28 protein-coding genes are annotated in these 25,675 nt (G+C 43.1%); 20 read left to right on the top strand and 8 right to left on the bottom strand.

Annotated elements, in window-relative coordinates:
* Positions 1-40 precede the first annotated feature (40 nt).
* A complete protein-coding gene (locus tag MHN02_RS07955; protein ID WP_239245416.1) occupies positions 41-523 on the bottom strand; it encodes a DUF2244 domain-containing protein in 483 nt (160 codons plus the stop codon).
* A gap of 153 nt (positions 524-676) precedes the next feature.
* On the opposite strand from MHN02_RS07955, the gene MHN02_RS07950 reads away from it, so the two are divergent.
* The 10 genes from MHN02_RS07950 to MHN02_RS07905 all read left to right on the top strand — a co-directional run bounded on the left by MHN02_RS07950 (position 677) and on the right by MHN02_RS07905 (position 7,544).
* Positions 677-1,585 carry a sulfite exporter TauE/SafE family protein gene (locus tag MHN02_RS07950; protein ID WP_014976941.1) on the top strand — a complete coding sequence of 303 codons (909 nt, stop codon included), beginning with the start codon at positions 677-679 and terminating at the stop codon, positions 1,583-1,585.
* Between the two features lie 113 nt (positions 1,586-1,698).
* Positions 1,699-3,003 (top strand): alpha-amylase family glycosyl hydrolase, encoded by a 1,305-nt coding sequence (locus MHN02_RS07945; RefSeq protein WP_239245414.1) that lies wholly within the window; start codon positions 1,699-1,701, stop codon positions 3,001-3,003.
* Positions 3,004-3,088: 85 nt separating this feature from the next.
* A complete protein-coding gene (locus tag MHN02_RS07940; protein ID WP_061095423.1) occupies positions 3,089-3,307 on the top strand; it encodes a hypothetical protein in 219 nt (72 codons plus the stop codon).
* Positions 3,308-3,625: 318 nt separating this feature from the next.
* Entirely contained in the window at positions 3,626-4,423 is a 798-nt protein-coding gene (locus MHN02_RS07935; protein ID WP_014951205.1) for a DUF3800 domain-containing protein, read from the top strand.
* A 14-nt stretch (positions 4,424-4,437) separates the two neighbouring features.
* Positions 4,438-5,193, top strand: a complete 756-nt coding sequence (locus MHN02_RS07930; RefSeq protein ID WP_032096156.1) for a hypothetical protein — start codon at positions 4,438-4,440, stop codon at positions 5,191-5,193.
* Positions 5,183-5,968, top strand: coding sequence for a DUF5677 domain-containing protein (locus tag MHN02_RS07925; RefSeq protein WP_032096157.1), 786 nt, complete (start codon positions 5,183-5,185; stop codon positions 5,966-5,968). Before MHN02_RS07930 ends, MHN02_RS07925 begins: the two co-directional genes overlap by 11 nt.
* 200 nt (positions 5,969-6,168) lie before the next feature.
* Complete coding sequence (locus MHN02_RS07920) at positions 6,169-6,552, top strand: MerR family transcriptional regulator (RefSeq protein ID WP_014951206.1); 384 nt, start codon at positions 6,169-6,171, stop codon at positions 6,550-6,552.
* 77 nt (positions 6,553-6,629) lie between these two features.
* On the top strand, positions 6,630-6,974 hold the full coding sequence (locus tag MHN02_RS07915) for a mercuric transporter MerT family protein (protein ID WP_014951207.1): 345 nt from the start codon (positions 6,630-6,632) through the stop codon (positions 6,972-6,974).
* A 32-nt stretch (positions 6,975-7,006) separates the two neighbouring features.
* Positions 7,007-7,282, top strand: a complete 276-nt coding sequence (gene merP / locus MHN02_RS07910) for a mercury resistance system periplasmic binding protein MerP (protein ID WP_014951208.1) — start codon at positions 7,007-7,009, stop codon at positions 7,280-7,282.
* Positions 7,283-7,331: 49 nt separating this feature from the next.
* Positions 7,332-7,544, top strand: coding sequence for a GDCCVxC domain-containing (seleno)protein (locus MHN02_RS07905; RefSeq protein ID WP_080589192.1), 213 nt, complete (start codon positions 7,332-7,334; stop codon positions 7,542-7,544).
* A gap of 30 nt (positions 7,545-7,574) precedes the next feature.
* Here the strand turns inward: MHN02_RS07905 and MHN02_RS07900 are convergent, their stop codons facing one another.
* Together MHN02_RS07900 and cadR are read right to left on the bottom strand one after the other, a co-directional pair.
* A complete protein-coding gene (locus MHN02_RS07900; protein WP_024016316.1) occupies positions 7,575-9,095 on the bottom strand; it encodes an ISNCY family transposase in 1,521 nt (506 codons plus the stop codon).
* A 327-nt stretch (positions 9,096-9,422) separates the two neighbouring features.
* On the bottom strand, positions 9,423-9,845 hold the full coding sequence (gene cadR / locus MHN02_RS07895; RefSeq protein WP_014951210.1) for a Cd(II)/Pb(II)-responsive transcriptional regulator: 423 nt from the start codon (positions 9,843-9,845) through the stop codon (positions 9,423-9,425).
* Positions 9,846-9,924: 79 nt separating this feature from the next.
* On the opposite strand from cadR, the gene MHN02_RS07890 reads away from it, so the two are divergent.
* From MHN02_RS07890 to MHN02_RS07860, 7 genes are all read left to right on the top strand, one after another.
* Complete coding sequence (locus MHN02_RS07890) at positions 9,925-10,551, top strand: cation transporter (RefSeq protein WP_014951211.1); 627 nt, start codon at positions 9,925-9,927, stop codon at positions 10,549-10,551.
* Positions 10,548-10,913 (top strand): DUF3703 domain-containing protein, encoded by a 366-nt coding sequence (locus MHN02_RS07885; protein ID WP_014951212.1) that lies wholly within the window; start codon positions 10,548-10,550, stop codon positions 10,911-10,913. Before MHN02_RS07890 ends, MHN02_RS07885 begins: the two co-directional genes overlap by 4 nt.
* On the top strand, positions 10,900-11,799 hold the full coding sequence (locus MHN02_RS07880) for a cation diffusion facilitator family transporter (RefSeq protein ID WP_014951213.1): 900 nt from the start codon (positions 10,900-10,902) through the stop codon (positions 11,797-11,799). The genes MHN02_RS07885 and MHN02_RS07880 overlap by 14 nt, the downstream gene beginning before the upstream one ends.
* A gap of 19 nt (positions 11,800-11,818) precedes the next feature.
* Positions 11,819-12,196, top strand: coding sequence for a hypothetical protein (locus MHN02_RS07875; protein WP_014951214.1), 378 nt, complete (start codon positions 11,819-11,821; stop codon positions 12,194-12,196).
* Positions 12,197-12,268: 72 nt separating this feature from the next.
* Positions 12,269-13,666: a TolC family protein gene (locus MHN02_RS07870; protein ID WP_014951215.1), complete on the top strand. Its 1,398-nt coding sequence runs from the start codon at positions 12,269-12,271 to the stop codon at positions 13,664-13,666.
* Positions 13,659-14,588 (top strand): efflux RND transporter periplasmic adaptor subunit, encoded by a 930-nt coding sequence (locus tag MHN02_RS07865; protein WP_014951216.1) that lies wholly within the window; start codon positions 13,659-13,661, stop codon positions 14,586-14,588. Before MHN02_RS07870 ends, MHN02_RS07865 begins: the two co-directional genes overlap by 8 nt.
* Positions 14,589-14,648: 60 nt before the next feature.
* Complete coding sequence (locus MHN02_RS07860; RefSeq protein WP_032096159.1) at positions 14,649-17,756, top strand: CusA/CzcA family heavy metal efflux RND transporter; 3,108 nt, start codon at positions 14,649-14,651, stop codon at positions 17,754-17,756.
* A 495-nt stretch (positions 17,757-18,251) separates the two neighbouring features.
* Here MHN02_RS07860 and MHN02_RS07855 read toward each other — a convergent pair whose 3' ends face one another.
* From MHN02_RS07855 to MHN02_RS07840, 4 genes are all read right to left on the bottom strand, one after another.
* Complete coding sequence (locus MHN02_RS07855; RefSeq protein WP_049587711.1) at positions 18,252-18,875, bottom strand: phosphatase PAP2 family protein; 624 nt, start codon at positions 18,873-18,875, stop codon at positions 18,252-18,254.
* 134 nt (positions 18,876-19,009) lie between these two features.
* Positions 19,010-19,705, bottom strand: coding sequence for a calcium-binding protein (locus MHN02_RS07850; protein ID WP_187446644.1), 696 nt, complete (start codon positions 19,703-19,705; stop codon positions 19,010-19,012).
* Between the two features lie 320 nt (positions 19,706-20,025).
* Positions 20,026-20,424, bottom strand: coding sequence for a GFA family protein (locus MHN02_RS07845; RefSeq protein WP_239245411.1), 399 nt, complete (start codon positions 20,422-20,424; stop codon positions 20,026-20,028).
* A gap of 47 nt (positions 20,425-20,471) precedes the next feature.
* Positions 20,472-21,527 (bottom strand): SRPBCC family protein, encoded by a 1,056-nt coding sequence (locus MHN02_RS07840; RefSeq protein WP_239245409.1) that lies wholly within the window; start codon positions 21,525-21,527, stop codon positions 20,472-20,474.
* A 161-nt stretch (positions 21,528-21,688) separates the two neighbouring features.
* Here MHN02_RS07840 and MHN02_RS07835 point away from each other — a divergent pair, with 161 nt between their 5' ends.
* Both MHN02_RS07835 and MHN02_RS07830 read left to right on the top strand, forming a co-directional pair.
* Positions 21,689-22,609, top strand: a complete 921-nt coding sequence (locus tag MHN02_RS07835; protein WP_014950013.1) for a cation diffusion facilitator family transporter — start codon at positions 21,689-21,691, stop codon at positions 22,607-22,609.
* Positions 22,610-22,711: 102 nt separating this feature from the next.
* On the top strand, positions 22,712-23,044 hold the full coding sequence (locus tag MHN02_RS07830; protein ID WP_131136647.1) for a hypothetical protein: 333 nt from the start codon (positions 22,712-22,714) through the stop codon (positions 23,042-23,044).
* A gap of 157 nt (positions 23,045-23,201) precedes the next feature.
* On the opposite strand, the gene MHN02_RS07825 is transcribed toward MHN02_RS07830, so the two are convergent.
* Positions 23,202-23,441 carry a hypothetical protein gene (locus MHN02_RS07825; protein WP_039236345.1) on the bottom strand — a complete coding sequence of 80 codons (240 nt, stop codon included), beginning with the start codon at positions 23,439-23,441 and terminating at the stop codon, positions 23,202-23,204.
* 252 nt (positions 23,442-23,693) lie between these two features.
* Here MHN02_RS07825 and MHN02_RS07820 point away from each other — a divergent pair, with 252 nt between their 5' ends.
* Positions 23,694-25,613: an ATP-dependent DNA helicase gene (locus MHN02_RS07820; protein WP_239245407.1), complete on the top strand. Its 1,920-nt coding sequence runs from the start codon at positions 23,694-23,696 to the stop codon at positions 25,611-25,613.
* The last annotated feature ends 62 nt before the right edge of the window (positions 25,614-25,675 follow it).

Genomic DNA, 25,675 nt, shown 5'->3' with positions numbered 1-25,675 from the left:
AGGAGCCTTACGCATTGGTTGCATTTCAAAGCAACACGAATTACCACCACTTATTCGAACATACTGCGATCCCCGCCTTTTGCATACATTTATGGACACGCTCTTTGTCTTCTAAATTTAAAAATGATCCCACTTCAAATTGCTGCAGAGGGGCTTGTAGCACAAGCTGTGGCGCACATTTTAAGCTCAAGTCTTTTTTATAGTACAAGGACGTATCAGGGCGGAAGAATTCTATGCTGATACCGTTCGAGCTAGTGACTTGAATGCTGTTTGATGAAATTAAGAGCGTCTCCCAGCGGTATGTTGCTTTAGAAACCAAATACATAATCAGTGCCAGTAACCCGACCTCCAATCCTGCAAAAGGTAATATGACCCACGCACCGGCCAGTGACCAAGCAATAGCTATCGAGCTGATAAAAAGGGCAAAAGCTGCAATAAGGTGCTTTGTCTGTTGCCATGTTGCTGAGCGGTTTGGCGAAAGATGCAGTTGCACCTGGTGCTCAAATGTAGATACTTCAACCATGTTTTTTAAAATGCTGTATATGATATCTGTGTAAGTAAAACCTTATACGTAGTGGGATAACAATAGTATGAAAATTGTACAGGTGCTAGTTGGCTGCGTACTTAGAAAAGTCATGCCGTGTAACTTGCCGTATTTTCTGCCTTAAGGACGTATGTGATTTCTCTCATCAAGCAAAACGCTGGTAAAACAGCGTTGATAGTACTTTTATTTTTATGGATCGGCAGTTTGCTAGCGCAACCAGCCCCTATTGAGCTTGTTAAAGAGTTCGGGCTTTTCAGCGTTCTTGGCGTTATTGGTGCTATATTTGCGAATGCCACTGGAGCTGGCGGTGGCGTGGTTTTCGTTCCGTTTTTTAACTACCTGTCATTTTCTGCGCAAAGCGTTGTGGCAACGAGTTTCGCCATCCAATGCTGTGGTATGACCGCGGGGGCACTAACTTGGGCCGCGTATTATAAACACCAACACAAGTATGATCAGTATTGGAAAGCATTACCCAGTGTACTGATGTTAACGGTTCCCTCGTCAATATGCGGCATAGGATTCGCTCAGTATTCATCTCAAAGTACAAGGCTTCTAGAGCATTTGTGGGGTGGGGCCAATAACCTTCACATCGCTTTTGGTAGTTTTTCTATTCTATTAGCAATCGCAATATTTGCTTCTATTCCGCTAATGAAGCGTACCCATTTCAAAAAAGACTTACATACGAAAGATCTTTTGCTTTTACCTTTCATTGGTTTTTTAGGAGGCATTATCACCGCGTGGCTTTCGGTAGGAGTAGGAGAGTTAGTCGCTGTTTACCTCATAATTCGAGGGTTTAATGTAACTTTGTCTATTGCCAGCGCGGTTATCTTGTCGGCTTTTACTGTGTGGTCTGCATTGCCGTATCACGCTTTTATAAGCGAGTCTGTGGTATGGCAGGTTGTTTTGTTTGCTGGGGCAGGTGCAATAGTCGGTGGAACGATTGCAAAGTTTGTTGTTTTAGCATTTTCGGTTCAGCGTCTAAAACTTTTTTTCGGTATTTGGGTACTAATTTTAGGTGTTACAAGTTTACCTATTCTTTAAGCCACGAGCTTGCGGCAGTTAAAAGCCCAGCTCGCTGCAATTTGAAGCCTAAAGTAACGCGACGCAGAACCAGATTCTTCTTCTAAACGCTAATCTCGATAAGGAAAGATAATATGGATATCAATCCTGTTCCTAAGAAACGATATAACGTGCTTCAGCCAGAATGGTCATCTCACGCTGTTATTTATCAGGTCAACACACGACAGTTTTCAGAGCAAGGTAATTTTGAAGGAGTGAGAAAGGGGTTATCCCACATTAAATCACTTGGCGCTGATATTGTTTGGCTTATGCCTGTACACCCTATTGGTGAAAAGAATAAAAAGGGAGAGCTTGGAAGTCCCTATGCAGTAAAAGACTATCTGGCCATTAACCCTGAATTTGGTAGCGAAGAGGATTTCAAAGCGCTGGTGGATGAAGCGCACAAGCTTTCGCTAAAAGTTATCATAGACTGGGTGCCAAATCACAGTGCGTGGGATAATCCTTTGGTTGAACAGCACCCCGAGTGGTACGCCAAAGACTACAAAGGAGATTTTCGTCCATCTCCGTGGTGGGATTGGAGCGATATCATAGAGTTTGATTATGAACACGTTGGCCTTCGCAAATACATGATTAACGCGTTGTGTTATTGGGTTGAAAAGTTCGACATTGATGGGTTTCGCTGTGATGTAGCGGGGTATGTCCCCAACGATTTTTGGCAGCAAGCAGTGCAAACGCTAAGCGCAATCAAACCAGTCTTCATGTTGGCTGAATGGGAGAATCGAGATCTTCACGAAAATGCGTTCAATATGACATACGCATGGAGTTGGAACGAGACGCTACACGAACTCGCACACGGACAATGTTCGCTGGATAGGTTGCGCAAGTATTATTCGTGGAACGAACGCAGCTGGCCTCACTCCGCTTACAGAATGACCTTCGTTAGTAATCATGACAAAAATGCCTGGGATGGCACTCAGCGCGAACAATTTGGTGATGCGCTTGAAGCCTGCATTGCGTTGTCGGTGGTAGGTGAAGGTATGCCGCTCATTCACAACGGGCAAGAAGCTGGGGAAACCAAGCGTTTAGCGTTCTTTGAGCGCGATCCAATACACTGGCAAGAACATGAAATAGGCAACTTGTACCGCAAGCTAATTGCTCTTAAAAAGTCCAAAGCCGTGCTAGGGAACGGAGAGTACGGGGCAAGAATGATTCAGGTACCAAATTCTGAGATGGATAAGGTTTTTAGTTTTGTACGTTGTAGTGAAAATGAAAAAGTGTTCGTTCTGATTAATTTTTCAAATGAGCAGCTAGAAGTAACCTTTGAAGAACCATTGTTTGAAGACGAATATACACAATGGCAGCATGAGGAGAAGCGAAATTTTGAAGCTGGTTCTGTCTGTAAGCTTGAACCTTGGCAGTTTGAAATTTGGGTAGCTTGAAGCGTTGATCGTTTGGCGTAGTGTTTAACTACAAAGGGTATATGAGATTTTTCATTTTTTACTGAGTAAAGATTAAGGACTAACTATGACTGCGAATGATTCAGCTGAAAAAACAGAAGACCGCTCGTTAAATAATCATGCAGCGCTTAAAACTTCTATTGCCAATGGTGATGTTGAAGAGGTAAAAGCGCGACTTGAAGGACACACTTTGGATAAGCTAGAAAAAGGTTATCTTATCGATCTCGCACGCTTGAGTGGTAACAGTGAAATCGAGGAAGTGATCAAGTCCATACCCGAAAGTTAGGTGCTTACTTAATTCATCTAATGTGAGTCTAATGTGATTCTGATGTGAATCAGTCTAAACTTGATCTGTCAGATTCGAATAATAGGACTCAATCAAATCTGAGGGTCGCATATGTGCCAAAAGCAGCCGTTCAAATATTTGTAATTAAACGGCAGAAAAGTACGTACTCCGGTCGTTCAGGAATGTTTGGTGCAATCAGCGCTTAACGGGTCAATAGGTCCAAATTTTCACAACATCGCCTACCTGACTAAAAGTTAAACTTGCTAATACTATATGTTGCATTGTTTAATATGATTATGCATACGGAGGCGTGTATAAATGGCAAAAGGAAAGCTAATTTGGCATATTGCCTGTGACGAATCTGGTATAGATGGGCAGGTATACTACGGTTTTGGTTCCTTGTGGATGAAGTACCAACGTCGCGGCGATTTTGTTCGTATCATCAGAAATCTTAGGGAAAAGTATCGATATACAAACGAAATTAAATGGCAACGTGCTCATCAGAAAAATAACATTGATTTTTACAAAGAGCTTGCCGATGTATTTTTCAAACACGCGTGGCTGGCTTTTCATTGCATAGTTATTAGAAAAGGATTGGTAGATAAATCATTTCATGACGGTGACTACGACCTTGCAATGCGAAAACACTTCACAACTCTTATTTCTTCAAAAATAAAAGCAGTTAAAAAAGCACATCCTAATCAGTTATCAGAATTTCGAGTCGAAGTCGACCCATTACCGTCGCGATACAATAAGGCTGACGAAGCGTTTCATACAATCGCTAACAATATCCTAAAACAAGAATTAGGCGGTGATGCTCTGATTCAAACAGTTGTGACTAAAGACTCAAAAGATTCTCAGCAAATACAGCTGGCTGACTTTCTGTTGGGAGCAGTTATGAGCGCGTTTCAAGGAAAAGTAACCTCTGATAGAAAGCGAGATATGGCGAATCATATTGCATCATATTTAGGCTGGGACTCGCTCAAACACGACACTTGGGACTATGAGCGAAAATTTAATATTTGGTATTTTCATGATATCAGGCGAGATCAACGTGAAATTCATACGAAGAATGTAGAGCTGAGATATCCGCTCCCTGCAAAATCACTTAAGTGAAGTAGAAAAAAAGAATGAAAAAAAGTAACCACCAAGGAAAGGTGTTAAAAGATCATAAAAAAGTGGGCAAAAAGTTCATCCCCCCTTTAATGCAAATCGACAAGATGAGAGAAACATCGTTTGTAAACGACCGGCTTCCGTGCTTAATTTGGATGTCGTCATTATATCTTCGTCTTGGCGATAGGAATGCAACTAAAGTCATTGTTGATTTTATTGATACTGCGTATAACTGCTTTGAGGGTGAAAAAATTGCGCCGCTTCAATACATGGGTAGCTATACAACTCTGTCAGATTCAAAAAAGAATGAATTGTATGAGACATTAAGAACGAAACCATATTTCAACGACGTTTTAAGTAATCTCGAACATCAGTATCACTTATTAAAGAGCTATCCATTAGCGTTTCTTTTTTCTGAGCACCAGTATGGTGTTGACCGTGAAGATGCCATTGAAATGCTGAAAGAGGATGTAGAGGCGCTTTTGGATAGACTGTCATCAAAAGCGACCAAAGTTCAGGTTACTGCGGTTTACGCAGAGATAATATCTGGGCGAATGAAAATTTCTGCTCATATCGACTTGCCTGACTTCAATGCAATATTCAAAGCGCCAGAGTCTGATGATGCAAAGCGTGTTGCAAGTTTTGCTCGCGCTCATATCAACGGATTTGCAGCAGCTTCTTTTTTGAAAGAAATAGGGGTTCCTGAAAACAATTGGCCAGAGACTTTTTGGAATGAGGCTTTTGATTTAGATGGATGCGACAATGGATATTGAAGAATTAGTAAGTGGCTACGTCGATTATCTAGTGGACAGTTTCGATGAAGTTTGGACTAAAGTTAAAATTCCCGCGGATAAACTGGAGGCATTATCTGCCATTGGTGGTCTTTTATCTCGACAAATTACTCTCTCCATCGAGTTGGCTCAAGCTCCCTCAACATGGAACGGACATTCTGCACCATTATTCTTACGCTCTATGACCGATTTATATATCACGCTTGCGTGGATGATGGATGATTTGGAAGAGCGACCCCATAAATACATTATGCATGGTCTGGGTGAAGCAAAGTTACTTATCGAACACTACAAGCTCCTGTTAGAAAAGGAGGAATATCAAGAAGACAAAGAAGATCTTCAACAAATGATAGAGTTTAGAGAGCATTGGATTAATTCACAACGCAATGAATTTTTTGTCGAAGTGGATGTTGGAACGTGGTCGAATTTAAATTGTAGGAAAATGGCGCAAGAGGCAGATTGCGAAGACCTTTATAATTTTGCTTACACGCCCTTTAGCCAAGTGGCGCATAGCATGTGGCCCCATGTTTCAGTTTACAATATGACTCGTTGCAAAAATCCACTACATAAGCACCACTTGATTCCTGCTCTACTAGACGTGCCGCTCGACCCCGACTACTTGTATAGATCCTGCAAATACGTTGACAAGACTTATCGGTTGTTTGAAAAGCACTTTGAAGTATCAATAAAACTAATGCCGCTCGATTGGTGGAACAACTATTGGGAATCTATTCCAATAGAAGAAGATGTAAAGTAGCGCCTTTGAAGAAGTCCGCTAAACTGGATTAGTGTGATTACCAAGGGATTATGTCGGTCTAATTACCGAGCGACTTTGTCGCATTTAAGGTAACAGTTAGTATTATCCACTTCAATAAATATGCAAATATTTCCTTTGAAGCATGAGTTAATTAGACGTTTTGTATATTATTGAATTAACCAGAATATTAAAGGTAGCCAATGTATACAATCAGTAAACTCGCCAAAGAGGCAAATGTTGGTGTAGAGACCGTTCGTTTCTATGAACGCAAAGGCTTACTTGAACAACCCATCAAACCGATACAGGGATACAGGCAATATACAGAACAAGCACTTTCAAGACTATTGTTCATAAAGCGTGCACAGTATTTAGGTTTTACATTGGCGGAAATATCATCATTATTAATATTAAGTGCTAGTAATTGTGAAGATGTTCAGCAACTCGCTGAGCAAAAGCTTGCAGTAATTGAAGATAAGTTAAGAGATTTGCTTAACCTTAAAGACAGCCTTGTCTCGCTCATTTCAGACTGTAAAACTAATCCAAGTGATAAAGATTGCCCAATCATTCAGTCACTTCAACCGTAAAATGACTCATCACTTGACTCCGTACCCATATACGGAGTTTATGCTGTGCTTAAAAGAACAGTGTAATAAACGTAAATATGGCAAAAAGTAGTCAACTATCAATCTTAGGCGGGCTTGCCGCAGCAATCGGTGCAAGTGCCTGCTGTGCCGGGCCTCTTGTTTTACTTTTATTGGGTATAAGTGGTTCATGGATTAGTCATTTAACACTCTTAGACCCTTATCGTCCTATTTTTATATTCGTGGTTGTAGTTTTATTTGGCTTTGCTGGGTGGAAGATACATCAGCCTGTTGAAAACTGTGCGGATGACGAGGCTTGTGCAGTCCCAAAGGTAAGAACACGACGAAAAGCAGTATTTTGGTTTACCACACTGTTGGCGTTTGTTTTTGTTACCAGCAACTACTGGATCATATGGGTCGTGTAGGTGCTACCACTTAACTCTAATTGGAGAGAAAAATGAAGAAGTTATTGATTACAACTTTATTGTTGATAAGCAGCACGGCGACGTTTGCAAAAGATGTAACTGTTACGTTAGAAGTTCCGTCTATGGATTGTGTAACGTGCCCGATAACAGTAGAAAAAGCACTTGAGCGCGTTAAAGGCGTTAAACAAGTGGAAGTGACATTTGAAAATAAACTTGCTGTTGTAACATTTGACGATGAGATAACAAATCCTGATGCACTAACAAAGGCTACAAAGAATGCTGGTTATCCTTCATTAGTGAAGTCGTAAGGCCGTCGCTAGTTGAACGATATTGAAACCCTCAGAGGAACACAAAACTATGGCGAAAATAGAACTCTCATCGACGATTACTTGCCCACATTGCGATTACAGCCAGCAAGAAGAAATGCCAACCACTGCATGCCAATTTTTTTATGAATGCACTAAATGTAAAACACTGCTAAAGCCTTTGAGCGGCGACTGCTGCGTTTATTGCTCATATGGAACAGTGAAGTGCCCTCCAATTCAAGAGGGCAACAGTTGTTGTAATTGAAAAGTAGTCAGTTAAACAACTGGCTATTTATTATGCTGATTCATGCAAAGCTAGTGATCTCTCAATTCTCAGTGCGGTTGTATTCATATCATTTCTCAACCACATACTGCGCACGCCATTTGGGCTAACATCAATGCCTAATGCTTCTGTTAGCTTATGTGCCACCTTCTGCTGACCAAGGTGAGGATGTTCAAGAGAGAACTCGATTACCGCTTTCTCGATTTCCATATCTACACAGTTTTTATGCCGTATGTTAGGCGTTTCTTGCCGTTTTAGCGCATCAGGGCCACCTCGCTTAACCATTCTTAAGTGCCGATGAATAGTGTCTCGTGAGACGCCACTTTGGCGTGATGCAGCACTGACGCTTCCGAGCTTTTCGATTAACGCTAATACTTCAAGTTTCTTCTGTACTGCCAAGTCTTCTGATGCCAGTTTGCTTGGCTCATTAACTTCCGAGATCTTCAGTTTGCGACCAGCGAAGTGAGCGGTAAACCCTTTTTTACTCGTGTTCCTTATCTCGATTTTCTGATTGGCAATGGAGTGCTTGAGCGGTGAATCAATGAGGTAGAATTTGTTGCCATAACTGAAGGTATGGTCGTTACGTATTTTACGATGGTCTTTAATGACGCAGATATCATCAAGGTTGATGTGTTTTGACAGAGGCGTAAATTCAGGTGCTTGCTTTGATTTCACTTGGACTTTCGACTGCCAGAACTGCGGAATGAAGACATGCTTAAGGTAAGCATTGGCAGCGGCGATATCGTTGATATTGTTCAACCTAAGTTCGGGCACCAACCTGTCTTGGAAGGTTTCGAACGCTCGTTCAACGCGCCCTTTACCTTGTGGGGAATTGGCAAAGATAATTTCAATGCCCAGCTCCTCACAAGCGCGTTGCATTTGTGAGAAGTTACAACGCTTAGGCCCACCATAGATTCCGGCTCTGTCCACATAAAGTGTTTTAAACACACCTTTCTTTTCAAGGCAGTCACGCATGACTTTCAAACATCCAACGGTGGTCTCTGATGGGAAGAATTCAGCATAAACTTCACTGGTGGCATCATCTATCATCGCAATGAGACAATGCTTTTTGTTACCAAACCAACGGTGCGGACTACCATCCATTTGCATCATTAAGCCCGGTGCGGCCATACGTTCTCTGCGTTTACGAACATGGCTACGACGACGCTTAGCTCGCTTTACATGATGAATATCGTGCGCCCAACCACGTAAGGTCTCACGCTTAACAACAATGTGTTCATTCTCAGCCAACTGCTCGGCTAAGTGCAGTAAATTCAAATCAAAATACTTATCCTTAATTAACGCTTGAACGGCTTTTTTTATCGAAATAGGCGTTTTATTCGGGGGTGATTTACCGCAATTACCATGCACCACAAACTGAATACCGACTTCTTGATAGCGTTTTATATAGCGTTCAATTGAACGTCGGGATTTATTGAGTAACTTGGTAGCATTGGCAATCGATATTTTACCTTCAACCACTTTAGCTATTATATCAACGGTGAGTTGAGCTTTAGAATCCATCACAATCATCCTCAACATGCCTTCTAGTATTCAAAAAACAAAACACTAACAGGCACATAAAAAAATGACCGACAGAATCGCTTGGTAATTAAGATACGACAAAGTCGCTTGGTGTTAACACGCTAAACTGGATTAGTCGTCACTTAACCTGACACTTTCAGAGATAGAGCTAGACCAAAATTGACAGTCTCTTGTGCACGTGAAGCAGACCTTGGCTCATTAAGATTTTAATGACACGAATGAGGTAATCAACGGTCATGCTACTAATAAAAATTGAATGGCTGCTTTAGCCGAATACCTATGACAAAGCTCCAACATAAAACTGATAATTCGAGACTAATTCTCCGTACTAGAAGAACACACTTCTGCAATGCTATCTAATTGATGCAATACCCCGCACTCTTTAACCTTCTTATCATGATCGCAAGCAGAACGAATTGAAATCAGTGTTTCTTGTAGTACTTTTAATTCAGCTATCCGATGTTCGATATCGTCAACATGCTTATCTATTGTAGTATTAACGTTTTCGCAGCTATTCTCTGGGTTTGCTCGGGTTTCCAGTACTAATTTAATTTCCTCGATTGTCATATCTAATGCGCGACATTGCTTTATAAACAATAACTGCTTCAGTGCATCTTCAGAGTAGCTTCGATAATTCGATGCCGTTCGCTCAGGTGCAGCCAATAGTGATTTACGCTCATAAAAACGAATTGTCTGAATACTTAACCCTGTCTTAGCTGCCAGAAGCCCAATTTTCATTTTAACTTGCCTAAAGCTTGACTCTATACCAAGTATAGAGTTTACACTCGCGTTATAGGTGAGTAAAGCGAGTGTTTTTATGAGTGGTTGTGGGTGCGAAATTGAGATAAAAGACCAAGAACAAAAGGCAGTTCTCTACTGGCTATTGGGCATCAATGCTGTGATGTTTATCATTGAAATGAGTGTAGGGTTACTCGCTGACTCAACAGCACTTATTGCAGACTCCCTTGATATGTTGGCTGACGCAGTCGTTTACGGTGTTGGTATATATGCAGTAGGGAAAACAATTGTTCACAAAGCCAATGCTGCAAAGGTAAGTGGATATTTTCAATTGGCATTAGGCCTATTAATTTTGTTTGACATAGCTCGTCGCGCAACCTTTGGAAGTGGGCCTGAATCTATGCTTATGATGGGCATGGGCGGTGTTGCACTTATCGCTAACGTTATATGTTTGGCGATAATCAGAAAACAAAAAAATGGCGAGGTGCATATGCGAGCAAGTTGGATATTCTCGGCAAACGACGTCATTGCAAACATAGGAGTGATATTGGCGGGTGTGATGGTTTATCTATTCGATACTCGTTGGCCTGATTTGGTCATAGGTTTTATTGTGTCTATCGTTGTGTTACGAGGCGCAGTCTTAATTCTAAAAGACGCCAGACAGGAATTCCGTGAAAACAGCTCGACGAATGGAGAGATCGTATGAATTTCACTCAAGCAGCAAAACCTTACATACTTCAAAAACTGAGCGCCGCGCATCAATCCCTTTCGAACAATGACAATAAAGCAGGATTTAAGGCCTTAGAGGATGCTCATGTCATCGGTCAGCACTCAACATACCACCACACACGAGTGCATTATGAAATGCTTAAATTTGGAATAGAACGCCGCGACCTTAAAGAGATATTTGGACAAATTTTTAGAATGCTAGGTGCGCTGACTAAAACTCCAATTGGCTTATTGCCTGAGGGCAATACTGGTGGGGCAAACGTGAGTCCATTCAAGTCAATGTCTATTTCACCCGAAAACAAAGCCATATTGGAAAAAATTAGAAATGCACAGTCATAACCATTCACACTCGCAAGAGAATTCAACCGACGCGTCTAAACGTATTGGATGGGCGTTTTTCTTAAATGTGGTGTTCACTGTTATTGAATTCATTGGTGGATGGCTTACCAACAGCACCGCTATTATGGCTGACGCAGTGCACGATTTGGGTGATAGTCTTTCCATTGGTACAGCGTGGGGATTAAACAAGCTTAGCGATAAAGATTCTAATCAAACATTCTCATACGGCTACAAAAGATTTTCCTTACTCGGTGCATTGATTAACGGTATTGTGCTGACGGTAGGCTCCATTTGGATATTGCTTGAAGCGATACCTCGTTTGGCTGAGCCTGAAATGCCCCAAGTTGAAGGGATGGTTTTATTGTCTATCTTTGGGATGGCAGTAAACGGCTTTGCGGCTTATAAACTGAGTGAGGGAGACTCATTAAATGAGCGAGTCCTCAACTGGCATTTGCTGGAAGATGTGCTTGGTTGGGTAGCAGTATTTATCGTGTCCATCGTCTTAATGTTTAAGCCTTGGCCTATTTTAGATCCAATCTTATCCATTGGCTTTACTTTGTTCATCCTTTTCAATGTGTTCCGCAATCTCAAAGAAACCCTAATGCTGTTTTTGCAAGCAACGCCCGATGAAGAACAGCTTTCAAAGATTCGAAGCGATTTACTGGCAAACGATAAGGTAAGTGATCTTCATCATTTTCATATTTGGTCTCTAGACGGTGAGCGTAACGTAATGACGGTCCATCTTGTTCTTGATGAAGATGTCAGTCTTGAGCACCTCCAATCACTCAAAGAAAACATACACAGTTCGTTAGAAAAGTATAAATTTGAACATACGACAGTTGAGCTGGAGTTTGCTAATGAACAATGTCGTGACGAAGTGAATTAGGTTTGGTAACCTTTCATACATGAAAAATCTAAAACGCATAAGTTACATCGTGATCTCGCTGATACTCTTTCAGTCGTTTTCTGCTGTGGCGAATTCGTTAGATTTTCATGCAATAGACATTCAGCACTTGCAACACGAGCATAAGCATTCTGAGCACGAGCAAGTGCAGTCTGAGCTGTCTGCCAATGAAACCAGTGATAAAGTAAGTACAGAGCACCACAATCCTGCTGATTGTCACCATTGCGGCCACTGCCATGGCACACATGCACAATGGGTCAGTCAGAGTCATATCAACAGTCTGAAAACAGTGGTTTCAGTCCACAATTTCAACTATTTAGATGCGGTAATTGACGCACCTATTAACCGCTTACTTCGCCCCCCCAAAATTACTTCCTAGTACGTTTTTTCGATAGCACCGCGCTGATAACACTCGCGATGCTAAATATTGATAAATTATTAGGATATTCCAATGAAAATGTTTCCTATTTTCGGGCATGCATCTGCCATTGTGTGCAGTTGCATACTGGGCTTATTACTCAGTCCACCGACCGCTCATGCGGCGAAAACCAACAGATTTGTAGACAAAAGTGTCCAAGCGCCCATACGAGAAACGCTGACTCTTGAGGACGCTATTAGACTAACACTTGCCAATAATCCAAGTCTGTATGAGTTTAAATTTAAACAACGTGTTATAGACGGAGAGTCAAAAACGGCGGCGCTTAAACCCGCATTGAATGCAGGGGTTGAATTAGAGAACTTTTTGGGAACTGGCGAGGTATCAGGTCTCAAAGAGCTTGAAGTTACCTTGACATTATCATCAGTGTTACAGCTCAATGATAAGCCAGCAGCAAGGTTGAATGTACTCTCTGAACGAAGAATACAGCAAGATGTTGAAAAGCGAATACTCACCTTAGATATCCTCGGTGAGCTTAATCGTCGTTACATCAAAGTACTCGTATTGCAGGCGAACTTAGACGTCATAAAAGATGCAGAGGCACTTGCACTTTATACATTGAATGCCGTAACGAAACGCGTTGAAGCAGGCGCGTCCCCCTTGTTAGAACAAAAACGTGCCCAAGCTGCGCTGGCCCAAGCAAAGCTCGATGTTAATCTAGCTCAACAGGACCTAACGTTTGCCTTGCGCAGTTTATCCATCATGTGGGGGGAGCAGGTACCGAGCTTTAAGCGTGTGGAAGGCGATCTTTTTGCTTTTAATAAGATTGAGTCGTTTGATGCGCTGGCAGTCGCAATCCAAAATAGCCCTCACATTGACCTATACGCTAAACAAAGCCGTGTGCAAGCGGCGCAGCTTCGTTTAGTGCAAGCGAATAACCGCGCTGATATTGAGTGGTCAGCGGGGCTTCGCAGAATGCAAGGTATTGATGAAACAGCACTGGTTGCCGGAGTAAGCGTTCCATTGTTTCAAAAAGAACGAAACCTTGGTGAATATGAAGCAAACAGGGCACGTCTTGACGCAATAGAGCAGCAAAGACAAAGCAACGTTCGAAGCCTATTACATTCAGTTAATCAAGCGTTAGGCGAACATACACGAGCATTGCTAGAGATTGACACACTTCAGCGCAAGGTGATTCCTCCGTTAAAGGGCGCGTTAGATTTAGTCGAGAACGCCTATTTGGAGGGCCGTTTCAGCTACTTGGAATGGGTAACTACTCGACAAGAATTTCTGACAACCCGGCTGACATTAATAGAGGCAGCGTCTCAAGTTCACTTAAGCAAAACAGAAATTGAAACACTCACAGGTCTCGCGCTGACGAATGAGCACAATGATGACTCATTTCACCCAAGTCACAAAAGCAATTGGCAGCAGTCATCTAACATTTCGATAAGAAGTCATGATTATGAATAAATTCACAATACAAAAAGTACTTATTTCTATCTTCACCCTTAGCCTTTATAGCCTAACCGCAATCGCAGGAGGTAAACACAGTGATGTAAGTTCCAGCGATCAAGACAATCACGCAGGTGAAGTCGTAAGAATGAGCAATGAAACAGCAATTCAGAATGGTATTTCTGCAACTCCCGTGCTCGCACGCGATATTGCGTTAACGAGTACGCTTTATGGGCGAATTAGTGCAGACCCCGCCTCATTAAGTCATATAAGAGCACGGTTTGACGGTGTTATTAAAGATGTAAAAGTCAACATTGGCGATTCCGTTAAGAAAGGTGATATTTTAGCGGTTGTTGAGTCCAATGAGAGTTTAAAAAGTTATTCCATCACGTCACCTTTTGATGGCAATGTGATTGCGCGACATGCGAATAATGGTGAGTTATCAAACGGGCAAGTACTTTTTTCGTTAGCTAACTATAAAAACGTATGGGCACAGCTGACCGTTTTTTCACAAATGCTTAGCAGCATCAAGGTTGGACAGTCAGTTGAACTAAGCCACGCAGGTTTCAACCAAACCTCCAAGATTGCATATATTACGCCTTCAGCTGATGGCAATCCACACTCTCTTGCCAATGTAGCTGTCGATAATAGTACTGGATATTGGCCACTCGGTACGCTGGTCAAAGCACAAGTTACGACGTCAACTAAGTCAGTAAGTCATTCGGTTCCTCTATCTTCTGTGCAAGAGTATGAAGCCAAACAAGTTGTTTTTGTGGTTGAGGGTGATGAGTATGCGCCCAGAGCGGTAGAGCTTGGTGTCTCAGATGGTCACTATATCGAGGTTATCAGTGGCCTTGAAGCAGGCGAACGCGTCGTGGCTTCCAATAGCTACATAATTAAAGCAGATTTGGAAAAATCGGAGGCAGGCCATGATCATTAATGCCTCACTACAACTGATATTTCCCTGTCAAATGGCGTGTAGTTCTAAGGGAGGTTTAAGATGCTAGTTTCCATTATTCGTACCGCAATCGAAAAGCGCGGTATTTTTCTGATGCTTTCCTTTTTGGTGATTGGATTAGGCCTATTCAGTTATCAAAAGCTGCCTATTGATGCCGTACCCGATATCACCAACGTTCAGGTACAAATCAACACACAAGCAGAAGGTTATTCACCGCTTGAAACTGAACAACGTATCACCTTTTTGGTAGAAAACGCTTTGGCAGGATTACCAAACTTGGACTACACACGTTCACTATCGCGCTATGGCTTATCACAAGTGACGGCCGTTTTTGAAGAAGGCACGGATCTCTATTTTGCCAGAAACCTCATAAACGAACGGCTAGGCATTATCAAAAGCCAATTGCCCGATGGTATTGAGCCTAAGATGGGGCCGATTGCCACAGGTTTGGGTGAAATTTACATGTACACGCTTAGCGCGAAGCCCGGCACAGTAACTGTCGATGGCAGAAAATTTGATGCAATGGCGCTTCGAGAGTTACACGATTGGGTGGTGAAACCTCAACTGGCCTTGGTGAAAGGGGTAACAGAGGTTAATGCTATTGGGGGGTTTACCAAACAGTATCATGTGAAGCCTAATCCTCAACTTATGCTTAATTACGGCGTTAGTACTGACGATTTATTGCGGGCATTAAATCGAAATAACGCTAATCAGGGCGCTGGGTACATTGAACGCAACGGCCAGCAAATACTAGTACGTTCACAAGCGAGACTTTCGAGCGTTGAGGACATCGGTAACGTGGTGGTAACGCTTACAAACCGATCTCCCGTCACGGTAAGTGACATTGCAGAGGTCGCCATCGGTAAGGAGCTTAGAACGGGCGCTGCAACACGAGAAGGTCAAGAGACGGTGTTGGGCACAGCTATGATGCTAATAGGCGAAAATAGCCGAGCTGTTGCGCTAGACGTGGCTGATAAAGTGGATGAAATCCAAGCAAGCCTGCCAGAGGGCGTAATTATCCAAAGTGTATACGATCGCACTACGCTCGTGGATAAAGCCATCAATACAGTACAAAAAAACCTTGTTGAAGGCGCACTACTCGTTATTGTTGTCTTATTTTTATTGCTGGGCAATATACGGGCAGCAATTATCACCGCCGCTGTCATCCCACTTGCCATGCTTGCCACAATAATAGGCATGGTACAAACGGGCGTTAGCGCGAACCTAATGAGCTTAGGTGCGTTAGACTTTGGACTGATTGTTGACGGAGCGGTTATTATCGTCGAGAACTGTATTAGGCGATTAAGTGAATCGCAGCGGCGAACGGGTGCAATACTGCCTCTTAAAGAACGGCTGGAAGTCGTATTTGAGGCAACGAATGAGGTGATACGCCCAAGTCTATTTGGCGTGATGATAATCACGATTGTGTACATTCCTATCTTTAGCTTAACAGGTGTCGAAGGGAAGATGTTTCACCCAATGGCGGCTACCGTAATATTGGCATTGCTAGCGGCAATGGTATTTTCAATCACCATTGTGCCCGCAGCTGTTGCTATGTTTATGTCAGGCAAAGTCAGTGAAAAAGCGAGTCCAATAATCACTGGGGCTAAATCAGTTTACCGCCCTGTACTGGAGTGGGCATTAAAATTACGATGGTTGGTAGTAGGTGCAGCAACATTACTCGTAGTTATCAGTGTTTGGTTTGGGATGCGCCTAGGTTCTGAATTTGTGCCGCAACTAGATGAGGGTGACATAGCCCTTCATGCAATGAGAGTGCCCGGCACAGGAATTGAACAAGCTGTCGATATGCAAAAACGGCTTGAACAGGTCATTATGCAATACCCACAGGTAAACACCGTATTTGCTAAAACGGGTACTGCTGAGGTGGCTACTGATGCTATGCCACCCAACGTCACTGACACTTTTGTAATGCTAAAACCAATTGATGAATGGCCAAACCCTGCATTATCGAAAACGGAATTTGTCGAGCAATTGGAGAGGGATCTTCAAAATGTACCCGGCAATAACTATGAGTTTACGCAACCTATACAGATGCGCTTTAACGAATTAATTAGTGGCGTTAGGGCAGATTTAGGGATCAAGATATATGGTGATGATCTGGATAAGCTGCGGGATTCAGCTGGTGATGTTTTATCCGTATTACAAGATATTCCGGGCGCTGCTGATGCACGAGTAGAACAAGTAGATGAGATCCCCATCTTCACGGTGAACCCGAAGCCTTATGCGCTGGCGCGTTACAACTTAGACGTAACTGACTTGCAAACGTGGTTAAGTGCATCAGTTGGCGGCAAAGAAGCTGGTTTGGTATTTGAAGGCGACAGACGCTTTGAGATTGTTGTTCGTTATCCTGAAGAGATTCGCAATGATTTAGAAGCGCTGGGAAATATACCCATCATGACCAATGATGGTGAGTATGTGCCAATCGCCGAGGTGGCTGAGCTTGAATATACCAATATACCCAGTCAAATAAGTCGAGAAAACGCAAAACGCCGTATCGTCGTCACAGCAAATGTGAGAGATCGTGATTTAGGCTCTTTTGTCAATGATGCTAAAGAGCAAATCGCAGCCAATGTGGCACTGCCGAGTGGTTATTGGATAAGTTATGGTGGAACGTTTGAGCAATTGGAAAGTGCAAGTCAACGACTGAGCTTGGTTGTGCCCGCAACGCTTTTCCTGATCCTTGCATTACTTGTGATTGCATTTGGCTCAGTCAAAGACGCCTTGATAATTTTCACAGGCGTCCCTTTGGCATTAACTGGCGGCATCTTTGCTCTTTGGATCAGAGATATGCCTCTTTCAATATCGGCAGGGATTGGTTTTATCGCGCTCTCTGGTATTGCTGTATTGAATGGTCTGGTAATGCTGTCTTTTATCAGGCAGAGGATGGAAGAGACTGGCGAGTTGGTAAACTCGATTATTGATGGTGCAATGACTCGCTTGCGGCCAGTGCTGATGACAGCGTTAGTGGCGAGTCTTGGTTTCGTGCCCATGGCGCTTAACGTAGGTACTGGCGCAGAGGTGCAGCGACCTCTGGCAACGGTGGTCATTGGTGGGATCATATCCTCTACCTTGTTAACTCTGGTTGTACTACCTGTACTCTATAGACTCGTTCACTATAAGGTGAATTAGCAGCACTGGGGCATTTGGGTTTATAAATCAATGCCCCGGATTTACTTACCCCCATGACGATCATTCGACTTCTTTTGACAAAATGGGGAGGTGGCTCGTAAATCGCTTTGTAATAAAAATTTGGAGTTGTAGGGTTGGTTATCAATTGTAATATTCAACATTCGGCTTTTGGAGGCGCATCCTGTGGACTATTGTGGTCTGAATAACTGCTTTATGCCACTGAAGAGTCAGTCAGAATAAAGCATATTAACTTCCGCTTATGGTAAATATCGGAATCAAGAGCAGAGAGCCCTGAACGTCTGCTGTTTGTCTGAAGCGGACCAGCGCATTTGCTGTGGTCAAGGTCCGCTTTACGCTCATAGCTGCCTGTTAGATTGAGTCTAAACCTATCCACCGAAACTGTGAGATCAGATATGAGCACTACATCTAATATAGGTGTGTCACTTCCCAAAAAAGAAAGGGGACACACCGTAGCTCGTATTTCCGTGATTAGCGTTATTTAAATCGATTCGGCAGATGAGAGCTTTGCTTAAGACCTTCAACTTCATCTTCAACAGGCTTTTCGAGCTTTGACACCGCGTAGGCCACGCCAAAGCCCAAACAACTTCCCACCAAAACATCTGATAAGTGATGCGCGTCGCGCTTAGTCCTCGACTTTCCTATGACTGCTGTAGCAGCTAGGCCTGCCGCCGACGCTAACAATAAAGGTCCAGAACTACGAGGTATTGAACCAGCCACTGCGGCTACTGCTGATGCATGTCCTGATGGCATAGAGTTAAATTTGTCTTTCAATGCGGGGCCTTTTATCTCAGGGCTGCTCTCTGCTCTTGGGCGCTTTCGTCCAATCAAACGTTTAAGCCCTGCGTTAAATAATCCCGCCACTGAAGCTGATAACGTCGACTTTAAAAGAAAGCGCTGCACCTTTGGTGCATGCGTCATCTTAGATAGCGCGTAAGCAGAACCCGTAATGGCGACGACAGATGGAGGTGTTGTCGCCTTGCTCAAAGTGCTTGATGTTATAAAGTTCTCTTTATTTTGCGTTGTATTAGCGCTGGGCTTGTTCATTTTTCGCAGTGCTCGATACGCAAGTAGGCCTTTAATTCCTGTGGAAGCTAACATAAAAATCCCTCTTAGATAAAGTGATGGACTATTGAGGAAAGTTCTTGCCGTGTACAACATTGAAGCCACGTGGCCAAAACATGCTGTAAACGTAGAAAAAGAGCCGCACGTGCGGCCCTAACATCACTTAGTCATTACTCTTCAGAACTATCACTTGAGTTACTTTCAAACTTACTCTGATAACGCTTAAATTCCGTACGCGTAATTAATTCATCGTCATTTGCGTCAATATTATCAAAATCACGTGTTACACCACTTCGCGAGGCTTCAGCTTTAGTAAGCTTACCGTCGCTGTTAGCGTCCATCATCTCAAATTTACTGCGCGCAATGACCGCTTCATCTGCGATAACCGTATTATCGTGAACAACAGTATCTTCAGCGACTTTGTCAACGTTTGTCTTTTCTAAGTTTCCGTTAGCCTTCAACTCAGTCTTAGCTCGTAGTTCGTGAGTCAGCCTTTTGTCTTTCGTCGCGGCAACCACTTCATCGACATCAGTATCAACTTTAACTTCCGTTTCCATTGTACCTTCTGTACCCATACTCTCTTTCATCGATTTTACCGTTGCAAGCACGTCGTCATCGAAATGTTGAGGGTGCTTCGTTACATGAGCATTGAACTCTTTAATTGAAAGCTGCATGTCTGAATTGGTATCAATTTTGGAAAAGTGCGCATAAATCTCATCGTCGTCAGCTTCTTCTCGTGAAATATAGCCGTTGTCATCGTTATCCAAATCGGCAAATGTGGTGTCTATTTTTTCGATACCATTGCCGGCAAACGCGGCAGTAGAAAGTGCGGCGCTGATTAGTGTAGCAATTGTTAATTTTTTCATATCTAACTCCTTGGTTTTTCGGCCTCCATACTGCTTAAAAACGGAGGAGAGTATTCACATGGAGTTATTCACAGCATATGCCATTTCAATAAAGTATCTTTAGATCATTGGTTTATGTTTTTTGAAAGGTTGGGTGACGACAGGCGGAATTGTGAGATCTATAGAATTTTCTGAAAAAGTTACTCGCTATTTTTGACAAAAACGGAACACGTTAAGCGGAGAATGTTTTAAATGCGAGCAACAATCGACCTGCCGTTATTCAAGCAGCGAACTTTGTTTAGTATAAAGCCATTAGGTTTCGAATGAGTATTCAATGTTTGTTACGGTAAACGTTCAAATTTTGTGATGGTTTCTAAGCTTTCTTCCCACGCAGTTTTGCTTACGCCGAAGATATGTGCAGTAGGTTTAATCAGTAGTTTTGTATCCAGACATCCAGCGGGTACGGCTAGAATGTCACCGAGTTGAGTACAAGGAAGGGCTGAACCGCAAATTTTACAGAAACTTTTGCTATGACGCGTGTTCTCTAGCGTGAAGTTGACTACAGCGTCAACACCCGATGCCCAAGTTAACATAGCCGAACTTGAAAACAGGTTGGCTGCGAAGGCCGAACCTGTATCCTTTTGACAGTGTTTACAGTGGCACAGATAAAAACTGTCAAAATCACCCTCAATTTTAAAAGTTACCGACCCGCACAAACAAGACCCTTTGTAATTGTTCATCAAAACTCCTTTTTTGTGAAATACCACTATTTAGAGCACTAAGACTGCTACTGTTTAGCAAGCCAATCGTAAAAGTGCGCCACGCCCGCTTCTAAAAACGGTTCTATAGGACCGTGTTCTTCTTCGCCTGATAAATAAAGTGCACGTCGACCTTTTTCTAGCAATAGGCAGGCTTCTTCATCTTCTACCGCTGTTTCCATATAGGCCGCTTTTTCCGCTGTAAAGTAGTCTGGCATATCTTTATAAAGTGCTTCGGGATAATAAAATTCAACGTGGTTTACACATGCGCCGGCGCCCTTGGGGTAAATCGTGCTGACGACAATAATATCTGGGTACCACTCAATCATAATATTAGGGTACAAAAAGCACCATATTGCGCCAAAGCGAGGAAGTGTTTGCCCAAATCGTGCCAATAATGCGTCTTGGAACTCTCTGTAACGCGGTGTTGTGCGCTTGGTAAGCTGGTCGCCTAGCCCAACTTTTTGAACTGAAAAATCATCGCCAAACGACCATTCTAAATCATCGGGTTTAACAAACTGGCGAAGCCCAGGGTGCATGGAGTACACGTGATAGTTCTCTAGATAGATTTCGATAAATGTCTTCCAGTTAAATTGATATTCCGACGTTTCAGAACCGGCGTAAAAGTAATCGGTAAAGTCGAGATAGTCCTCAAGCCCAAGGGCAGATAAGCCCATATTAGGAGAGCGCCCTCGAAATAGAAGACCGTTCCACACTGACAGTGATTCCTTTTTCAACTGACCGCTAGGGGCATCCTTAAAGTGGGGCGCACCTTTAAGCTGGCCTGTATTGTCATAGCCCCAGCAGTGGAGTTTACAAACTATGCTGCGTGCCCGGCCTTGCCCTTCAAGAAGTTGAGCTTGTCGATGTAAGCAAACATTGGATATAAGTTCATAATTCTCACCTTGATTAAACAACGCATAACGGTCGTTAAAGTGAGGCAGTACTTGATAGCTAAACTTCTCTGGCACCATTAGGGAATGGCCCGCATAAGCAAGCCCTCGAGAGAATGCCTGCTCGACTTCCTGCCGGCTTTCATCAGCATCAAAGTAACTTTTTATAGAAGGATGGGTAACGATTTTCATAGTTTAAAACGGGTGCTAAAAACGCAGTGCGTTGAGTCGAAATAATATAGGCGCTATGTATCACTGAATTGCTTAAAAAAATAGCAATATTTTATTTAAAGCACTATTTTTTTTAAAATATAGGAGTAGAATCCGCGCACCTTAATTTCGAAGTGATTTTCATGGACATTGGCTTCCATCACCTTGAAGAGAAGCGTCTATTAACGCTTTCTTTTTATATTGCCGGCGCATTTGTCATTATTGCGCTTGGTTTTGCCATTTTAACGAGCTCAGGCGCTATTTTATTTGATGCCGCGTACTCGTTAATCGCTTTTGTTATGTCAATGCTAACGCTTAAAGTGGCCAATTTGGTTCAACGTCCTGACGATGACCGGTTTCACTTTGGTTACACGGCAATTGAACCTACGCTAAACATGTTTAAGTCGCTTATTATTATTGCCACGTGTGTGTATGCCGTCGCGAGCTCTGTTCAGAGTTTATTAGCAGGTGGGCACGCAGCTGAGTATGGTATTGGTATGGTCTACGGTGTTGTGGCAACGGTTGGCTGTTTTAGTATCTCTCTGTACATGCGAGTAAAAGGTAAGCATTTACTGTCCGACTTAGTAAAAGTGGATTCTCACACTTGGATGATAGACGGCGTGCTAAGTGCATCCATCTTGTTCGCTTTTATTTTGGCCTACGCGTTAGAGTTGACGGAATATAGAACACTGTCGCCGTACGTTGATCCTGTTTTATTGATTATTCTTGGTTCGGCAATGTTGCCGGTGCCTTTTAAGATTTTGCGTGAAAGCCTTAATGAAGTAATTAACAAAGCGCCGCCTGAAGCTATCTCGGCGGTAATCGAGAAAAAATTCAAAAAAACGTTGGCTGACGTCCCATACGAACATGTGGAAGTGCGAATTAGTAAGCGGGGTAGGGATGTCTATCTGTTAGTCCACATTATCGTGGATGACGCATTCTCGATTGCAACGATCAGTGAGTTAGACGAAATTCGACTGAAATGCGAAGCAGAAATGCGCGAGTGGGATCCTGCAATCATCATGGATATCTTGTTCATAAAAGATCCTGAACTTGCAGAGTAATGATACGGGGGAGTGTGAAATTTCTCGCATTCTCCCCTTACTTGGCTGGCAAAATCCTCCAAACTTTCCGATAATCAACTCTTTAAGCTAATTGAAGATGTGATGGAAACGCGACTTCCGCTATATAAAAAGCTGTTGGTAATGTACCGCATAGAACCGGGATGTCTTGGGCCGCAAGGTGCTGACTACGTTGAGGAGTTTTGTGTATTTGCCAAAAAAAGGCTAAAAGACAACCATGGTCATTGTTTGCGATGGACCATTAAGCCCCGCTACGACAAGACACTGCCCGAGCTTGAATTCCAGATAAAAAATGTCGTACTTTCCCGTGACAATGCGGCTAAATATATGGATAGCTTTGGTATTGATATCGATGCTTTCGAAGAAGAGCTAGAGGAGTCGCTCGCCGATTTGGTTGATGCATTTTTTGAACGCTGATGCGTTTAACTAAAGCCACCGTTGCATGCATTGCTATATACAATGCTAGGGAACTCGAAAAGGCACTTCAAAAGCAGAGCACAAAAAAGCCCCGCCAATACTGGCGAGGCTTTATCATTCATTCAGTTAAAGTGAATCAGTAACTCACCTTAATAGATCAGTTTAAAGATTTCAGTTTCTGGTAACCTTCAGCTTCTAGCTCATCATTTACGCACTCTAATACAAATACGTCTTCCGACTTGCCTTTTGTACCTTCTTCTTCAGCGATTTCTTTACAGAACTGGGTTAATTCCGCTACCAGCTCTGCAGGTGCTTCTTCTGACGCAGCTGCAATTACAGAGAACGCCATTGCGCTTAAACCTACTAAGCCTAAACCTATAAAGCGTAAACCTTTCATAATTACCTCGTTGAATAGTTGAGTATAAACATTTACGAGCTGGATATTGCGCCTAAGTGTTAAGATTAAAAAGCTAATTTTTTTGTTCTAGAAGACAAATTCTTTTCATCAAAAATTTAACAATTGTTTTGACTCTAAAAGGCGTCAGGTAGCAAATGCTGACGCTAAAATGCAAACCTTTAATGGGCATTCCATAGGCTTTTTGGCATAATGCGCGGCCTAAAGTAGAAAAGTAATGACAGCGCTTAAACCATGCCCACAATAAATAACGTATTCTCTTCAGATGGCCTCCTTGCAGGTGCTATCAAGGGGTTTGTACCTCGCGAAGCTCAAACTGAAATGGCAAAGGCGGTTAAGCGCGCTATTGATACTACAGGTAGTTTAATAGTAGAGGCAGGTACGGGAACGGGAAAGACTTTCGCTTATCTCGCTCCGGCATTGTTGAGCGACGGAAAAGCCATTGTTTCTACAGGGACTAAAAACTTACAAGAGCAGCTATTTCACCGCGACTTACCGCTGGTAAAAAAGGCCTTAGGCAGCAAGCGAAAAACTGCACTGTTAAAAGGCCGTTCAAACTATCTTTGTCTACACCGTGTAGCGCAGCACAGCGGCAACTCTACGCTGGTTGAAAAAGAGGTATTGGGTCAGCTTTCAGAAGTGAAACGTTGGTCTAGTATTACGAAAACAGGTGATATGGGGGAGCTTAAAACTCTTCCCGAAGATGCCCGTGTTTTACCGCTGGTTACCTCTACAGTGGATAACTGCTTGGGCCGCGATTGCCCAGATTATGAAGATTGCTACTTGGTAAAAGCGCGCAGAAAGGCGCTGGATGCTGATATTATTGTGGTAAACCACCACCTTTTCTTTGCTGATATGGCACTGAAAGACACAGGGTTTGGCGAACTTATCCCAGAAGCTGATGCGATTATTTTTGATGAGGCTCATCAAATTCCCGATATTGCCAGCGATTACTTTGGCGAGTCACTTTCGACAAGACAAATTCACGATATTGCGAAAGATATCACGCTGTTGTTTAGAACAGTGCTAAAAGATGCTGGGCAGCTAGATAAAGCGGCTGACAAATGCAGGATGATTGCCTCTGACTTACGGTTATTATTCCCAGATACGGCTGAACGCGGCAACTGGGCTGAGGCGTTAGACCGTGACGACGTGCGCATGCAGGTGGGCAAGCTGTCCGAAGCGCTGGGTGTACTGCATGAAGTGTGTAAGCTACATATTGGCCGCGATAAAGATTTAGACAACATGTACGAACGTGTTGTGGCTGCAAGAGAGCAGTTAGATGCGTTAAGCGACAATAAGCAAGAAAATGTAAGTTTGTGGTATGAAACTACTCAGCGCCACCTCATTATGCATTTAACGCCCTTATCAATTGCCGCTAAATTCAGACGTTTCGTATCATCGCCACCGCGCGGGTGGATTTTTACCTCGGCAACCTTAATGGTAAACGGCGGTTTTGATCACTTTCAGCGCCGCATGGGCTTAGAAGACGCAGAAACGTTAGGATTAGATAGCCCGTTTAATTATCCTGAACAGGCTATGCTGTGCGTGCCCCGCTATTTACCAGAACCAAACAGCTACGCTATGCGCGAAACTTTGCTAGAAACAGCCAAACGGCTAATCAAAGCAAGTCGCGGGAGATGTTTCTTGTTGTTTACTAGTCACGCTATGCTTCGAGAAATTGCGCAGAAGCTAGAAGATGAGATAGATAATCCGCTACTGGTGCAAGGGACTACCACCAAGCAAGCATTGCTGGATGCGTACCTTGCAGATGAAAAAGCGGTATTAATGGGCACAGGCGCGTTTTGGGAAGGAGTAGACGTACGCGGCAACGACTTGGTTTGCGTGATGATTGATAAGCTGCCCTTTGCGTCACCTGATGACCCGCTGCTTCAAGCGCGTATGGAAGATGTAAAAAAACGTGGAGCAAACCCGTTTGGTGTTATTCAAATTCCCCAAGCTGTTATTACGTTAAAGCAGGGCGCGGGAAGACTCATCCGAGATCCTTCAGATAAAGGCGTGCTGGTTATATGTGACAATCGATTAGTGACGAAGCCTTACGCCAAAACCTTCGTCGGAAGCTTGCCAGATATGAAAAGAACAAGAAGCTTGGACGAAGTGGAAAAATTTTTAGCCGGCATTGATGAAGCCTAAGTTAAAGCACTGAAAAAGCGGTTAACGTGTATTACGCCATTAGCCCCGTTTTCAGCTTATAT

The organism is Alteromonas sp. CNT1-28 (genome assembly GCF_022348345.1).
In the GTDB taxonomy this organism is placed as follows: Bacteria; Pseudomonadota; Gammaproteobacteria; order Enterobacterales; family Alteromonadaceae; genus Alteromonas; species Alteromonas macleodii.
This window is presented reverse-complemented; position numbering and strand designations above follow the sequence as displayed.